General features: G+C 66.9%; 14 protein-coding genes. 8 read left to right on the forward strand and 6 right to left on the reverse strand.

The features are described 5' to 3' along the window. Positions 1–297 precede the first annotated feature (297 nt). Positions 298–828, reverse strand: coding sequence for an alpha/beta fold hydrolase (locus E1263_RS38080; protein WP_132176561.1), 531 nt, complete (start codon positions 826–828; stop codon positions 298–300). 66 nt (positions 829–894) lie between these two features. Beyond that, a complete protein-coding gene (locus E1263_RS38085; protein ID WP_132176563.1) occupies positions 895–1,932 on the reverse strand; it encodes an N-acetylglucosamine kinase in 1,038 nt (345 codons plus the stop codon). Positions 1,933–2,151: 219 nt separating this feature from the next. Between E1263_RS38085 and E1263_RS38090 the strand changes: the two genes are divergently transcribed. From E1263_RS38090 to E1263_RS38125, 8 genes are all read left to right on the forward strand, one after another. Next, positions 2,152–2,940, forward strand: coding sequence for a sugar isomerase domain-containing protein (locus tag E1263_RS38090; protein WP_132176565.1), 789 nt, complete (start codon positions 2,152–2,154; stop codon positions 2,938–2,940). A 23-nt stretch (positions 2,941–2,963) separates the two neighbouring features. Further along, the gene (gene ngcE / locus E1263_RS38095) at positions 2,964–4,382 is read left to right on the forward strand and encodes an N-acetylglucosamine/diacetylchitobiose ABC transporter substrate-binding protein (protein ID WP_132176567.1); all 1,419 of its coding nucleotides are present in this window, start codon (positions 2,964–2,966) and stop codon (positions 4,380–4,382) included. 2 nt (positions 4,383–4,384) lie between these two features. Beyond that, positions 4,385–5,383, forward strand: coding sequence for a carbohydrate ABC transporter permease (locus E1263_RS38100; RefSeq protein ID WP_132176569.1), 999 nt, complete (start codon positions 4,385–4,387; stop codon positions 5,381–5,383). Further along, on the forward strand, positions 5,380–6,264 hold the full coding sequence (locus tag E1263_RS38105) for a carbohydrate ABC transporter permease (RefSeq protein ID WP_132176571.1): 885 nt from the start codon (positions 5,380–5,382) through the stop codon (positions 6,262–6,264). The genes E1263_RS38100 and E1263_RS38105 overlap by 4 nt, the downstream gene beginning before the upstream one ends. A 76-nt stretch (positions 6,265–6,340) precedes the next feature. Beyond that, positions 6,341–7,375, forward strand: coding sequence for an iron-siderophore ABC transporter substrate-binding protein (locus tag E1263_RS38110; RefSeq protein WP_132176573.1), 1,035 nt, complete (start codon positions 6,341–6,343; stop codon positions 7,373–7,375). Between the two features lie 79 nt (positions 7,376–7,454). Next, positions 7,455–8,504 (forward strand): tryptophan--tRNA ligase, encoded by a 1,050-nt coding sequence (trpS, locus tag E1263_RS38115; RefSeq protein ID WP_132176575.1) that lies wholly within the window; start codon positions 7,455–7,457, stop codon positions 8,502–8,504. Continuing rightward, on the forward strand, positions 8,504–9,016 hold the full coding sequence (locus E1263_RS38120; protein ID WP_132176577.1) for a 2'-5' RNA ligase family protein: 513 nt from the start codon (positions 8,504–8,506) through the stop codon (positions 9,014–9,016). The genes trpS and E1263_RS38120 overlap by 1 nt, the downstream gene beginning before the upstream one ends. 45 nt (positions 9,017–9,061) lie before the next feature. Further along, complete coding sequence (locus E1263_RS38125; RefSeq protein ID WP_132176579.1) at positions 9,062–10,132, forward strand: YihY/virulence factor BrkB family protein; 1,071 nt, start codon at positions 9,062–9,064, stop codon at positions 10,130–10,132. A gap of 418 nt (positions 10,133–10,550) precedes the next feature. Here E1263_RS38125 and E1263_RS38130 read toward each other — a convergent pair whose 3' ends face one another. From E1263_RS38130 to E1263_RS38145, 4 genes are all read right to left on the reverse strand, one after another. Then, positions 10,551–11,648, reverse strand: a complete 1,098-nt coding sequence (locus E1263_RS38130; RefSeq protein WP_132176581.1) for a D-alanyl-D-alanine carboxypeptidase family protein — start codon at positions 11,646–11,648, stop codon at positions 10,551–10,553. A gap of 55 nt (positions 11,649–11,703) precedes the next feature. Then, positions 11,704–12,645 carry a zinc metalloprotease gene (locus tag E1263_RS38135; RefSeq protein ID WP_132176583.1) on the reverse strand — a complete coding sequence of 314 codons (942 nt, stop codon included), beginning with the start codon at positions 12,643–12,645 and terminating at the stop codon, positions 11,704–11,706. Positions 12,646–12,765: 120 nt separating this feature from the next. Beyond that, positions 12,766–13,695 carry a LysR family transcriptional regulator gene (locus tag E1263_RS38140; protein WP_132176585.1) on the reverse strand — a complete coding sequence of 310 codons (930 nt, stop codon included), beginning with the start codon at positions 13,693–13,695 and terminating at the stop codon, positions 12,766–12,768. A 26-nt stretch (positions 13,696–13,721) separates the two neighbouring features. Further along, positions 13,722–14,822 carry a metalloprotease gene (locus E1263_RS38145; RefSeq protein WP_202869251.1) on the reverse strand — a complete coding sequence of 367 codons (1,101 nt, stop codon included), beginning with the start codon at positions 14,820–14,822 and terminating at the stop codon, positions 13,722–13,724. Between the last annotated feature and the right edge of the window lie 58 nt (positions 14,823–14,880).

Genomic DNA, 14,880 nt, shown 5'->3' on the forward strand with positions numbered 1-14,880 from the left:
CCCGAACGCCCCCAAAGAGCCGCCCCCTGCTCTTTGTGCACCACCGCCAACCTTGTGCACCACCGCCAACCTTGTGCACCACCGCCAACTTTGTGTACCCACCAACCGTTTTCACCGGCTCAGAACGGTTGGTGGGTACTCAAAGACGTGCCGGGGTGGTTGGCAGGTGCACAAAGGTGGGTCGGCTGCTCTTTGGGCCTACGGGGTGACTTTGGGTGCGCGGGGCGACTTTGGGTACGCACCGACCGTTTTGAGGGGCTCGGAGTGGTTGGTGGGTACCCAAAGATGGCGGTGGGGCTAGCCGGTGTGGTCGCGGATCCACTCGAGGGCGGGTTCGGCTTGGGCGAGGATCGAGTGGTGGTCGGCGCCTGGGTGGAGATCGAGGGTGGCTAGTTCGAGCCGGCTCGCCAGCCAGAGGCTGTTCTCGGCGGGGGAGACGTCGTCGGCGAGGCCGTGGCAGAGCAGGACCGGGGTCTGGATCGCGACCAGGATGAAGTCGGCGGGCAGTGCGCTCGCGAAGGTGACGACCGCTTCGACGCGGTCGCCGAGAAGGGCCGCCGTACGGAGGGCTAGCGCGCCACCGTCCGCGTGACCCATCAGCGCGAAACCCTCGACGCCGGCCGCGTCGACGACGACAGTCAGATCGGCGGCGGTCGTCGCCGGTACGTCGCAGGAGATCCAGCGGATCCCCAGCCACTCGCCGACATCGTGCAGATCATCCGTCGGAACGCCCAGCGTCACGACCGGCAGCCGGGCATCGTCACCGGGCGCGCTGTCGTAAACACGCAGCGCGCGCCCGCACTGAAGCCGCAGATCGGTCTCGAACATGTCACTCACACTAAGTAGAGGCCTCAACCATGCCGAGCGATACGTCGAAACTGACCCTTTCGGCTCCTAGCTGAGCAAGCGGGTGTGATTGGCCTCGGTGGCAAGGGCGGGATCGAGGGCGCCGAGGGCGAGCCAGGTCGCGCCGCTGACCCCGTCCCGGGCGGTCAGGATCTCGCCGGCGAACTCCTCGTGAAAGGCCACCCGGAGCAGGCGCCCGACCGGAGATTGTTCACCGGCGACACTGCCGGCCAGGATCAACGGGGTCGTGTCCTTCGTTGTCCTGATCCGGCCGACCGTCTCAATGAGCAGTTCGGCTGCGCGTTTCACCAGGGCCTGGGCGGTCTGGTCGCCGTGTTCGTAGGCAGCGACCACAGTCCGCGCCAACTCGGCCATCAGGACCGGTGGGCGGTTGTTCACCACCCGAATCACGCCGTTGCGCACGATATCGAAGCCGTCACGCTGCGCGAACACGCCCGGATCGTGGTCCGGTAGCAAAGCTGTCAGGACCGACTCGCCGAGCAGCCCGAGCGGCTGCTCCAGATCGAACGCGAGCAGCACACTGCGCACAGCTTCACGGCCGAGCCAGAAGCCGGATCCCTCGTCGCCGAGCAGCCAGCCGTGGCCGCCGGCGGTCCGGACCAGTCGGTGATCCTGGACCCACCCTGCGTTACTTCCGGTGCCCGAAATCAGCACGTGACCGTCAGGTTCCGCCGTACCGGATGCGAAAGCGACCTCCAGATCGCCGATGAACTCGGCCTCGGCCGACAGTCCGGCACCGAACCAGGCCGCGTCGAACTGGGCCTTCACCTCCGGTATGGCGAGGGCCGAGCCCCCGGCTGCCCCGATCACGGCGGCCTCGACGCGGGCCGGGTCGACCCCGGTCAAAGCGGTGTGAAGCGCCTGCCCGAAGTTGGCCGCGGCGGTGGTCGGGTGGCTGGTCGGATTTCCGCCGGCAGCGGCCCCGCGGCCGACTACGTTGCCTTCAGAGTCCGCGATCACGATCCGGGTGGAGGTACCGCCGAGGTCACCGCCCAGGACCAGAGTTGTGGCTGGCGCCAAGACCACTGAGTCCGCAGGTTCCGGCAGCGGGCGTTCTACCGACATACGCAATGCTCCAAACTGCTCGAAAGGGGCCGTAATGGGCACCAGTGCGCAAGGTCACACAACGGTCCCGATCTGGGGGTCGTGACAAGATGAGCCTTGACTTTAGCTGCCACTTGAGAAAAGTTCTGTCCAGCAAACCGCAAACTTGCGCAGTTGTCGGCATGAAAAGAGCACTAGAGCGTGTCGCAGCACCGAGAGAACCGAGGGGTGGGGCCGAAGATGGCCAGCAGTGACCAGGGCGGGCCCGGCGCGAACACCGGCGTCAGCGCGCAGAACTTTGTTCACGCCCTGACCCCGATCCTCGCCGCCGTGACCGCGCAGATCGACGGACCGATCCAGCAGGCGGCTGACCTCTTCGCCACCTCATTGCGGGCCAACGGCGTCATCCAGGCCTTCGGGTCCGGTCACTCCGAGGCCCTCGCGATGGAGATCGCGGGCCGCGCCGGCGGACTGATTGCCAGCAACCGGATCGCGCTGCGGGACCTCGTCCTGCTCGGCGGCGAACCGGCCGAGCTGCTGCGCAGCGCCGAGCTCGAGCGCGACCCGTCGTACTCGCGCAAGCTCTACGAGCTGTCCGCCGCCCGCGAGGGCGACCTGTTCGTCATCGCCTCCAACTCCGGCGTGAACGGCTCGATCGTCGAGCTCGCCAGCGTGGTCAAGGAGCACGGCCACCCGCTGATCGCGATCACTTCGCTGCAGCACACCGCGGGTGTCGACTCCCGGCACCCGTCCGGCAAGAAACTCATCGACTTCGCGGATGTCGTCCTCGACAACCACGCGCCGTACGGCGACTCCGTGCTGGACTTGCCAGGGGGTGGCAAGGTCTGCGCCGTGTCTTCCATCACGGCAGCGCTGATTGCGCAGATGCTGGTAGCAGAAACTCTGCGCCGGCTTACCGCGGCAGGTGAGACCCCTCCGGTCTACCTGTCGGCAAACATCCCGGGCGGCGACGAGCACAACAACGCCCTCGAAGCACAGTACGCCGGCCGGATCCGGCGTACTGCCTGAAACACTCTCGGAAGGCGGGACCCATGACCACTCCCAACCCCCTGTCGCGACGGCTGTTCCTGCAGCGCGCGGCGGTCGGCACGCTGCTGGCCACCGGTGGCAGCACGCTGCTGGCAGCCTGTGCCGCCGGTGGTGGCGACGACAAGACCGGCAGTAACACCGGTGCCGACAAGTCCGCGGACAACCCGTTCGGGCTGGCGGACAAGGCGACCGTCGAGGCCATCATCTTCAACGGTGGCTACGGCTACGACTACGTGCAGTTCGCGGCCGACATCGCGCAGAAGAAGTGGGCCGGCTCCTCGTTCAAGGTCGCCCCGTCGACCCAGATCGCCCAGCAGCTGCAGCCGCGCTTCGTCGGTGGCAACCCGCCGGACCTGATCGACAACTCCGGCGCGAACCAGATCGGCTTCAACACGATCCTGGACCAGCTGTCCCCGCTGGACGACATCTTCGAGGCGAACAACTACGAAGGTACGAAGATCGCCGACACCCTGTACCCGGGTGCGAAGATCCCCGGCACCTTCGACGGCAAGTTCATCGCGATGAACTACGTGCTCACCCTGTACGGCCTGTGGTACTCCGACAGCCTGTTCAAGGAGAACGGCTGGGAGCCGCCGAAGACCTACGACGACCTGCTCGACCTGGGCGCGAAGGCCAAGGCCAAGGGCAAGTACCTGTTTGCCTGGGGCAAGGAAGCCGCGACCTACTACCACACGATGGCCGTCGACGGTGCGATCAAGGAGGGTGGCGACGAGGTCCGGCTGGCGCTGGAGAACCTCAAGGAGAACTGCTGGTCGATGCCGCAGTTCCAGGGCATCTTCGCCGCGCTCGAGAAGATGGTCAAGGCCGGCTACTTCGTGCCCGGTGGCGCCGGTACCCAGTTCACCGCCGCGCAGGCGAAGTGGAGCAACGACCAGCAGGCCATCCTGTACCCGTCGGGTTCGTGGATCGAGAACGAGATGAAGAAGGCCACCAAGGCCGGCTTCAACATGAAGGGCATCCCGGAGCCGACGCTGACGGCCAACCCGAAGCTGCCGTACGAGTCGCTGCGCAGCGCGGCCGGCGAGCCGTTCATCATCCCGGCCAAGGGCAAGAACGTTGCTGGCGGCAAGGAGCTCCTGCGGGCCATGCTGTCCAAGGAAGCGGCCACCAACTTCGCCAAGACGCGGCTCGCGCCGACCATCGTCAAGGGCCTGGTGCCCGCCGACGGTTTCGGTTCGACCGCTCTGCAGTCGCAGTCCGCGATGCTGGATGCCGCCGGCACCAACATCTTCGACTACCAGGTCTTCGGTCTGTACGGCATGAACACCGACCAGCTCGTGGTCTGGAACTCGTTCCTGTCCGGCCAGGCTGACGCGGCCGCCCTGACCAAGGGGCTGCAGGAGATCACGGACAAGGTGCGCAACGACAGCTCCGTCAAGAAGATCCCGGTCACCAAGTGACCATGACGCAAGAGGCCGTGCCGGACGGTGGACCCAAGCGGTCCGTCGTCCGGCGTCGCCGGCCGTTGACCTTCGACCGCGTCAGCTTCATGGTCGTGTTCCTCGGTGTGCCGCTGGCGGTCTTCGTGATCTTCGTGGTCTCGCCGTTCGTCCAGGCGCTGTGGTATTCGCTGACCGACTGGTCCGGGTTCTCCTCGGGCATGAACTTCGTCGGCCTCGACAACTACGTGAAGCTGTTCCACGACGACATCTTCCTGAAGGCCGTCCGCAACAATGTGCTGCTGGCGATCGTCGTACCGATCGTCACGATCGTGTTGTCGCTGACCCTGGCCACGCTGGTGACCATCGGCGGCTCGGGCACCGGAACCGTTCGGGGCCTGAAGAACGCCGGTTTCTACCGGATTGTCTCGTTCTTCCCGTACGTGATCCCGGCGATCGTGATCGGCCTGATCTGGGCCCAGGTGTTCACCCCGAGCTCAGGGATCCTGGACGCCGTACTGTCCAAGATCGGACTGAGTGGGTTCGAGAACTACGCCTGGCTCGGCGACGCCCGGACGGCGATGCCGGCCTCGATGTTCGTGATGATCTGGGGTGCCGTCGGTTTCTACATGGTGCTGTTCATCGCCGCCATCCGGGGCATCGACCCCTCGGTGTTCGAGGCCGCCCGGATCGATGGTGCGGGCCGGTTCCGGACTGCGATCTCACTGACCGTGCCGCTGATTCGCGACAACGTGCAGACGGCCTACGTCTACCTCGGGATCGCAGCCCTCGACGCCTTCGTCTACATGCAGGCGCTGAACCCTGGCGGTGGGCCGCAGAACTCGACCCTGGTCATGCCTCAGCAGTTGTTCACCACGGCGTTCAGCAAGGGACAGTTCGGCTACTCGACGGCGATGGGCGTGGTCCTGGCCGCGGTGACGATGCTGTTCGCGCTTGTGGTCTTCACGGTGAACGCCCTGACCGGCGGGCGTGACCAGCGGAAAGTGAAGGTACGGCGATGACGACAACCACCGCTGAGCGGGCCGTCGCGGCCCGGGCTCCCTCCAGCGGGGCCAAGGAAGGCCGCGGCGTCGCGGTGACCGCGCACATCGCGCTGATCCTCTGGTCGCTGCTGGTGATCCTGCCGCTGCTGTGGACCGTGCTGTCGTCGTTCAAGTCGACGCAGGAGGTCCTGGGCAACCCGCTGTCGCTGCCAGGCAAGCTGCACTTCGAGAACTACGTCAACGCCTGGACGACGGCCGGGATCGGCCGCTACTTCTTCAACACGGTGATCGTCGTCGGTGCCGCACTGGTACTGGTGATGGTCCTGGGCGCCATGTGCGCCTACGTGCTGGCCAGGTTCACGTTCCCCGGCAACCGGCTGATCTACTACTCGATGCTGGCCGGTCTGACCTTCCCGGTCTTCCTGGCGATCGTGCCGCTGTTCTTCGTGCTGAAGAACCTGTCGCTGCTGAACACGCTGCCCGGGTTGATCATCACGTACGTCGCGTTCGCGCTGCCGTTCACCGTCTTCTTCCTGCACAGCTTCTTCAAGCAGTTGCCGGGCGAGATCTATGAGGCGGCGCAGATCGACGGCGCCGGGGAGTGGCGCACGTTCTTCTCGGTGATGCTGCCGATGGCGAAGCCGGGGATGGCATCAGTTGCCATCTTCAACTTCCTCGGCCTGTGGAACCAGTTCCTGCTCCCGGTGGCCCTGAACACCGACTCGAACAACTACGTGCTCTCGCAGGGCATGGCGTCGTTCGCCTCGCAGGCTGGTTACGCGGTGGACTTCGGAGCCCTGTTCGCGGCCGTGGTGATCACGGTGGCGCCGGTGCTGGTCGTCTACATCATCTTCCAGCGTCAGCTGCAGGTCTCCGTCACCCAGGGCGGCGTGAAGTAAGCAGTTCACCTCTGGTGACAGGGAGTGAATAGGTTAGGTTAGGACAACCTAAACATTCACTCCCTGTGAGGTTTCCATGCGCGGTCTCTTGCGCCCGCTCGTCCTGCTCGTCGTACCGCTGCTTGCCCTGACCGCCTGTGGCGCCGAGTCCAAGGACGCGCCGGTTGCGGGCCAGTCCGCGCAGGGTGAGACCGAGGCCGGGGCGTTCCCCGTCACGATCAAGAACAAGTGGGGCGACGCCGTCATCAAGGAGGCGCCGAAGCGCGTCGTGGCGGTCGGCCTGGTCGAACAGGACGCCCTGCTTGCGCTCGGCGTCGTACCGGTCGGGACGACCGAATGGTTCGGTGACAAGCCGGGAGCACTGTTCCCGTGGGCGAAGGCCAAGCTTGGCAGCGGTGCCCTGCCGACCGTGCTGAGCGACAAGGACGGCATCCAGTTCGAGAAGGTCGCGGGGCTGGCGCCGGACCTGATCATCGGCCTGTACTCCGGCATCACGGCTGCCGACTACAAGAAGCTCGAGGCGATCGCCCCGACCGTGGCCCAGCCGGCCGATGGCGGCGCGGACTACAGCGTCACCTGGCAGACCGTCACCAAGACGGTCGGGCAGGCCGTCGGTAAGCCGAAGGCCGCCGAGGAGCTCGTGACGGGCGTCGAGAAGAAGTTCGAGCAAGCGCGCGCCGCGCACCCCGAGTTCAAGGGCAAGACCGGTCTGATGGCGTCGCCGTACGAGGGCTACTTCGTCTACGGCCCGCAGGACCCGCGCTCGAAGGTCCTCACCGACCTCGGCTTCGTGATGCCCGCGGACATGGCCAAGGTGGTCGGTGACAAGTTTGGCGCCAACATCAGCACCGAGAACGTCTCGCTGCTGGACCAGCAGGCCGTCGTCTGGTTCCCGACCAAGGGCGGCACCGCCAAGCTGAAGGCCGACCCGCTGCTGAAGAGCCTGAAGGCCACCACCGAGGCCCGTGGCATCTTCATCGAGGAGAACTACGACAACGACCTGTACGGCGCGACCAGCTTCGTGTCGGTCCTGAGCCTGCCGATCGTCCTCGACCAGCTCGTCCCCAAGCTTGCCGCCGCCGTCGACGGCAACCCGGCGACCAACGCCTGATCGATCATCATCTGCGAGTTATGACTCGCGGAGGCGCCCCGGTGTGAAAGAGGACCGGGGCGCTGGCAGAATCGGGGGTATGTCCCTCGCTGCGCCTGACCCCTCCGCAGCCGGAACCGAGCGGCGCCCCCGGGTGCTGTCCGGGATCCAGCCGACGGCGGACTCCTTCCACTTCGGCAACTACCTCGGGGCGGTGCGGCAGTGGGTGGCGTTGCAGGACGACCACGAGGCGTTCTACTGCGTGGTCGATCTGCACGCGATCACGGTGGAGTACGAGCCGAAGGCGCTGCGCGAGCGGACGCGGAGGTCGGTCGCGCAGCTGCTGGCAGCGGGTATCGATCCGGAGCGGTCAACGCTGTTCGTCCAGTCGCACGTGCCTGAGCACGCGCAGCTGGGCTGGGTGCTGGGCTGCATCACCGGATTCGGCGAGGCCAGCCGGATGACGCAGTTCAAGGACAAGTCCGCCAAGGGCGGTGCCGACCGGGCGACCGTCGGCCTGTTCACGTACCCGATCCTGCAGGCCGCGGACATCCTGATCTACCAGGCCGACCGGGTTCCGGTCGGCGAGGACCAGCGCCAGCACCTGGAGCTGACCCGGGATCTCGCGGGCCGCTTCAACCACCGCTTCGGCAAGACCTTCCGGCTGCCCGAGCCGTACATCGTCAAGGAGACGGCGAAGATCGCCGACCTGCAGGACCCGACCTCGAAGATGAGCAAGTCGTCGTCCTCGCCGGCCGGGATCATCGACCTGCTCGACGACCCCAAGGTGAGCGCGAAGAAGATCCGTTCCGCGGTCACCGACTCGGGCCGCGACGTCGTCTTCGACCCGGAGAACAAGGCCGGCGTCGCGAACCTGCTGACCATCTACTCGGCGCTGACCGGCAAGAAGATCAGCGAGCTCGAGGATGAGTACGCCGGCCGCGGGTACGGCGATTTCAAGAAGGACCTGGCCGAGGTCGTGGTCGAGTTCGTGACGCCGTTCCGCGAGAAGACGCTGGCCTACCTGGACGACAAGGCCCAGCTGGACGCGATCCTGGCCAGTGGCGCCGAGCGTGCCCGCGAGGTCACCTCGCGGACGCTGACCCGCGTCTACGACAAGCTCGGTTTCGTCCCCGCGGCGGGTCTGTAGTGGCGACCATCGGGGTCGCGATCCCGATTGCGGAACCCTTCGGCACCGAGCTGCAGAAGCACCGGGCCGAGTTCGGGGACCCGATGGCCGCCTCGATCCCGACCCACGTGACGCTCCTCCCGCCGACCGAGGTCGCCGACGAGGATCTGGCCAGGATCGACGAGCACCTGCTCGAGGTCGCCGCCCGATTCCCGAGCTTCCGGATCCGCCTGCGCGGTACGGCGACCTTCCGGCCGATCTCGCCGGTGGTGTTCGTGCCGCTGGCCGAGGGCATCTCGTCGTGTGAGGTGCTGCAGTCGCAGGTCCGGTCCGGCCCGCTGGCGGTGGACCTGCGCTTCCCGTACCACCCGCACGTCACGGTCGCTCACGACCTCGACAAGGCTGCGCTCGACCGCGCGTACGACACGCTGTCGGAGTACGACTGCGCTTTCGACGTCGCGGCCTTCGACCGTTACGAACACGGCGCGGACGGCGTGTGGCGGCCGCAGCGGTCGTTCCCCCTGACAGGCTGAGACTCCGTTCCCGGGGGCGGAATACGATTGGGTACGGGGAGTTTGATGAACATCAAGGCTGTCTGGGCACGCTTCGCGCGCACCCAGCTCTGGCGCGCCTGGCAGCGGTACGGCGATCGCCGGGGCAACCGGTTGGCCGGAGCAACGAGTTTCTTCGGCTTCCTGTCGTTGTTCCCGCTGATCGTGCTGGCCGCGGCCGTCACCGGGCCACTGCTCGGCTCTTCGGCGGTGCAGAGTCTGAAGGATGCGCTGAAGAAGAACCTGCCGGGCGTCGGCGAGAACATCAACATCGATTCACTGATCGCCAACGCAGGCGCCATCGGGCTGATCTCGGGGATCTCGCTGCTGCTCACCGGTCTCGGCTGGATCGACTCACTGCGCGCCTCGATCCGCTCGATGCACGAACTGGACGACCAGCCTGGTAACGCGATTCAGCTCAAGCTCGCCGACCTCGGCGCGCTGATCGGCCTCGGCGTGATCGGTGCCGTCGGCACCGGTGCGTCCTCGATCCTGACCGGACTGTCGAAGCGCATCGTCGCCGCGGCCGACCTGGACGGCACCTGGCTTGCGAACTGGGGTCTGGACGCGATCAGCCTCGTCGTCGGAATTGCGGCCGGTGCCCTGCTCTTCCTCTACCTACAGACCGCGCTGCCGCGGATCATCCTGCCCCGCAAGGTGATGCTGATCGCCGCGCTGGCCGGTGGCATCGTGTTCTACCTGGCTCAGAAGCTCGGCAACGTGTACGTGTCCCACGTGCTCGGTTCCAACGCGGCGTACGGCGCCCTGGCCCTTCCGCTGGCACTGCTCGTCTGGATCTATCTGATGACCCGCGTCATCATGCTGATCGCCGCGTGGACCAAGGAAGCCACCCTCGACAAGATGGCGCGCGAGGCCGACGACAGCGCCCGCCTCCGGATCGCCGAGGCCCCGCTCCCGGCCGGCATGTCCCTCGAGGAACCGCTGCTGATCGGTCCGCCCGGTAAGCGCTACAAGGTGGTCCCGATCCCGCAGAAGCGCGCCGACACAGTCGCCGTCACGGCAGGCGCCGTACTGGGGATTGCTGCGACGACCATCGCCGTGCAGCTGGCAAAAGCTGCACGCTCCGTACGCCGCTAACCCGCACTCGTCCCGCGAGTGAACCCACCGGGCGTCTCGCCGAGTGAACCCACCGGGCATGCCGCCGAGTGAACCCACCGTGTCCCGCCGAGTGGCGCCAGCGTGCCGCCGCGAGTGAACCCACCCTGCGAAGGTGCCTTCCTTTTCCGCCGAGTGTGCGGACCTTGTCGCCGGAAATCGATATCCAGCGACACAGTCCGCACACTCGCGTGTCAGCCGCCCGGTGGGTTCAGTCGGCGCCGCCCGGTGGGTTCACTCGGCACGACACGGTGGGTTCACTCGCGCGGGACGGCCAGTGGGTTCACTCGCGCGGGACGGCCAGTGGGTTCACTCGCGCGGGACACGGTGGGTTCAGTCGGCGCGACCCGGTGGGTTCAGTCGCGGAGCTGGTGCTGGCGGCTCATGCCGGTACGGCGGGTTAGTGGCGGCGTCGGCGCGGTCGGCGCAGGAACAGGCCTAGCAGCAGCACTGGGGGTGCGGCCCAGAGCCAGACCGGCGTACTGACGAAGAACGAGTTCACGGTGTGGATCTGCTTGCCGACTGGCGGGCGCTCGGGTTGAATCTCGCCGGCCGCCTGGGGCTGGTCGGCTGCGCTGGCGGCCTTCGGGGGTGCGGTGGGTTTGACGAGCGTGCCGACCGAGCTGAGCTTGTCGTAGTGCTCGAAGCTCCAGGTGAGCAGGTTGCTGGCGTCCTCGGTGACGCCGTGCGGGGCGTTCATCATCGTCACAACCAGGGTGTGGCCGTTGCGGCGGGCCGCTCCGATAAACGTGTTCCGCGCGAGGGTGGTGTATCCGGTCTTTATGCCGAGAGCGCCGTCGTACTTGAAGAGCAGTTTGTTCTGGTTGGCGACCTGGTAGGTGCCCTGGGTCGTCAGCGGGAAGTTCGTGAACTTCGTCGACGCGTACTTCGCGAAGTCGGGCCGCGCGAGCCCGGCCTGGGCGAACAGCGCGAGGTCGTAGGCGCTGGAGTACTGCCCATCCGTGTCCAGCCCGGTCGGGTCGGTCACGTGTGTGTCGAGCGCGCCGATCTCCTTGGCCTTGGCGTTCATCCGCTGGATGGTTCCCGCCGTACCGCCGTCGTCGTGTTCGCACAGCGCGTGGACAGCGTCGTTGCCCGAGGCCAGGAACATGCCTTCGAAGAGCAGATTGACCGTGTACTTGAGTCCCGGCGACACGCCGACCTTGCTGCCGATGATCTGGGCGTCGCCGTCGGTCCCGATGATCTGGTCGGACTTGTTCAGGCGGGGGAGCAGTACGAGCGCGGTCAGCGTCTTGAGCGTGCTGGCCGGGCGCAACTTCGCGTGCGGCGCCTTCGCGGCCAGTACGTCGCCGGTGTCGATATCGGCAACGACGTACGAGGACGCCTGGACGACCGGCGGCGTCGCCCCCGTGGCGACAACCGTCGGCTTCGCTGTCATCAGCGCTCCACCGACGGGTCCTTGCCCGGCAGCGGAGGCTGTCAGCGGCTGCGCGACCACCAGTGCGGTGGTCGCGCAGGCCGTCAGAAGCAAACGCATCGGCGGCAGCCTAGACGCCCGATGGGGCAGGCGTCATCTGGGCTGCCTGTTCCGGTCATGCCCGGTACGCGGTCCACATGTTGCTGATCCGGGTGCTCTGCCCCGGGGTGAACTGGTTGTAGCAGGAGTCGTAGGAGTAATCCATGTAGTTGTGGATCGGGTCCACGCCCGCCAGCGAGCAGGAGTCCCGGCCGGTCGGGCAGCCGCTCGACGAGCTGCTCTGCGCAGGCGTGTCGCTGACCGAGTCGTTGGTGCTCGTGCAGCCGCCCTGGAACGTGTGGTAGAGCCCGAACCAGTGCCCGGCCTCGTGCGTCGCGGTCTTGCCGAGGTTGAAGTTCGTCGCCGAACCACCCGGCAGTGAGGTGTACTGCACCCGGATCCCGTCGATGCTCGGGTTCGACGCGTAGTCCCACGGGAAGGTCGCGATCCCGAGGTAGGAGAAGTTGACCAGCCAGATGTTCAGCGCGTTCTTGCCACCCTTGCGGGTCTGCGCCCGGTACGTCGTGCTCTGGCCGTCGGTGTGCCAGGTGTCGTTGTTGTACCGGTACGTCCCGGCCAGCGTGAACGTGAACCCGGTGTTCGCGGCCTGCCCCGACTCGCCACCGGCGAAGTTCTGGTTCAGCTCGGTGATCTGCTGGCTGATCTGGGTCGCGGTGACATCACCGGCACCGCTGCTGCTCCGCATCACGTGGATGTACACCGGCACGGTGGCCGCAGCCAGCTTCCCTGCCTTCGGCGCCAGCCCGCGCGCCGCCTTGGCCTTCACCAGCGCGGCGGTCTTCGCCTCGATCGACTGCTGTTCCTGCAGGGAGAGATCCCGGTGATCCTTCCCGAACCCACCACGAGCAGCCGGCCCCTCAGCCGGCGTCACACAGGGGTTGGCCGTCTGCGCGACCGGCAACTGAGCGGTGGCCGTACCACCCAGCGGGCTGAAAGCAAGTGCCCCACCGGCCAGCAACACGGCAAAGGCGCGGGGGCGGGAGATGAAAGATCGCATAAAGCGTCCTCCGGAGAACGGGCCGCTTTGGGCGGTGCGGCCGAGTGCCCCGATTTTCCGCACCACCCCGCCAACCACCTAGCCGTTTCCTGACAGACCAGTGCCAAGGCACCACCACGCCTACGGCCGGCGCTGCCACCAGAGCTGGGCGGCGGCCTCGGCGTGCGTCGCGTAGGCGGTACTGGTGGCTTGGTAGAGGAACTCGGACTGGGCGCGAGTGACGCGGTCGCGGCGCCAGACGAGGACGAGGGACAGGTGGATCGGCTCACCGGCCAGTCTGCGGACGACCATGCCATCGGCCGAGCAGGTGGTCGGCTCCACCAACTGGACCGCACGACCGGAGGCAATCAGCTGGCGGCCGCCACCGCCGTGGCATTCGAACTTGATCCGTGGCGTGAAACCCGCCCGCCGGGCAGCGGCACGCAGCGAGGCCAGCGAGCCGTCTTCAGGACCTGGAGGACTGATCCATGCCTCCTCGGCCAGGTCCGCCAGTTCGACCTCGTCGGATGCCGCGAGCGGGTGGTCCGCAGCCAGCCCGATGGCCGCCGGAAGACCGGCCGCGACCGTTCGCTGGGCGAGCTGCGGGGGCAGCGGGATCTCCTGATCCGCCGACATCCCGATCGCCGCGGCGTCCAACTGGTTGTGGGTCAGGGCCTGGACCAGTACGACGCTCGAAGCCTCGATCCGCAACGAGACGTCCCAACCAGCCAGTACGGCGTCCAGCCGACCGGCCAGCGTGTCGACGTACGCGAGGTGGCTGGTGCCCATCCGCAACGCTCGCGGACCGGATGGCGCCGGCGCGTCCGCGCTCAGCTCGTCGAATTCCAGCAGGACGATCCGGGCTCGGCGGACGAACTCCTGGCCGCGTGACGTCGGTACGACACCCGCCGTACCGCGGCTGAACAGTTCGCCGCCGACCCGGCGCTCCAGGCGCTGCAGTAAGCGGGTGAGCGCCGGCTGCGACATCCCGAGATTGGTCGCCGCCTGCGAGACGCTCCCCGCATCCGCGATCCCGCAGAGCACGCGGAGATGCCGCAGTTCGAGATCCATGCACCGAATATAGGGACCGGCCTGACTCAGTAGGTGATCGTGTGCGAGCCGAGGATGGTGCGGGCCGGTCCGGTGGTGCTCAGACCGCCCGCCGGCCGGTCGCTGACGAAGTACTCACGGAAGTTCTGGCTGAACTCGTCGCTCATCAGCTCGATGGTCCTGTCCCAGTTACCGCCGTCCGGTCCGTCCGGGGCCCAGAGGTCGAGCAGCGAGCTGCCCACCCGTCCCTGGACCTTGTCGCCCGCATCCCAGTCGGCTGTGTCCGGGTCGTTGCGGAGGCTGGTGCTCGCGCCGCTGTCGTCCACGTAGCGGTAGTCACCCAGCGTGTACGCCGCGACCGCGTCGGCGAACCCCTCGGTCCACGCACACGAGGTCGAGCTCGCCTGCTCGATGTAGTGCGGGTTGCAGCCGGACACCCGCGGGAACGCATGGTCGTACAACTGCCACTGCAGCCAGTGGCCTGCCTCGTGCAGGATGGTGTGCTTGCTGTCCGGCTCGTTCTGGCCGAGGATCACGTAGTTCGTGTCGGGGTAGTCCCAGTAGCCGGAGTCCGTACGGTTCTGCTCCCAGACAAAGGTTAGCGTGTCGCAAGCGCCGGTCTCCTGGTGTTTCGTCCAGCAAGCCGAGCTCGGGTTGTTTCGCTTCCAGTACAGCGCGTTGAGCGTGTCGACAATCGTCCAAGCCCGCTGCATGCTCGCCGGTACCCGCACTGTCCCGAGCGACTGACTCCCCGTCTTGTGTGCAGACTCGAAGCTGTACTGCGCCTGAGTTCCCTCACTCTTGATGACGCGCCACATCGTCGTACTGGCCGACAGAAACTTCACATAGACCTCGGCGACGCGGCCCTGGTGGCATGCGCTGAACGCGCCATCGCCCACCGCCGTGATCCCGCTACTGAGCCGCGTAGCCGCAGAGCCCGCTGTCACCTTCCCCCACAACTCCCAGTTCGCATTGCGCGCCGCCTGCGTCACCAGCGGCTTGCGGGTCCCCGCCTCGGCGTCGTAATGCGAGTACTCCAGCCTTCCGGTCAGACAGGTCGGCGTCGCCTCAGCCGTAGCCGGAACAAACCCGGCCACCGCCCCGGTCAGCGCAACGATCAGCAAGGACGCAACTCTCGATCTGGACATTCCGGCTCCTGAGGACAGCGGACGAGGTGCCCGCATCCTTGGCCCCCGAGCCCCGTCC

Source organism: Kribbella antibiotica (assembly GCF_004349055.1).
Classification (GTDB): domain Bacteria; phylum Actinomycetota; class Actinomycetes; order Propionibacteriales; family Kribbellaceae; genus Kribbella; species Kribbella antibiotica.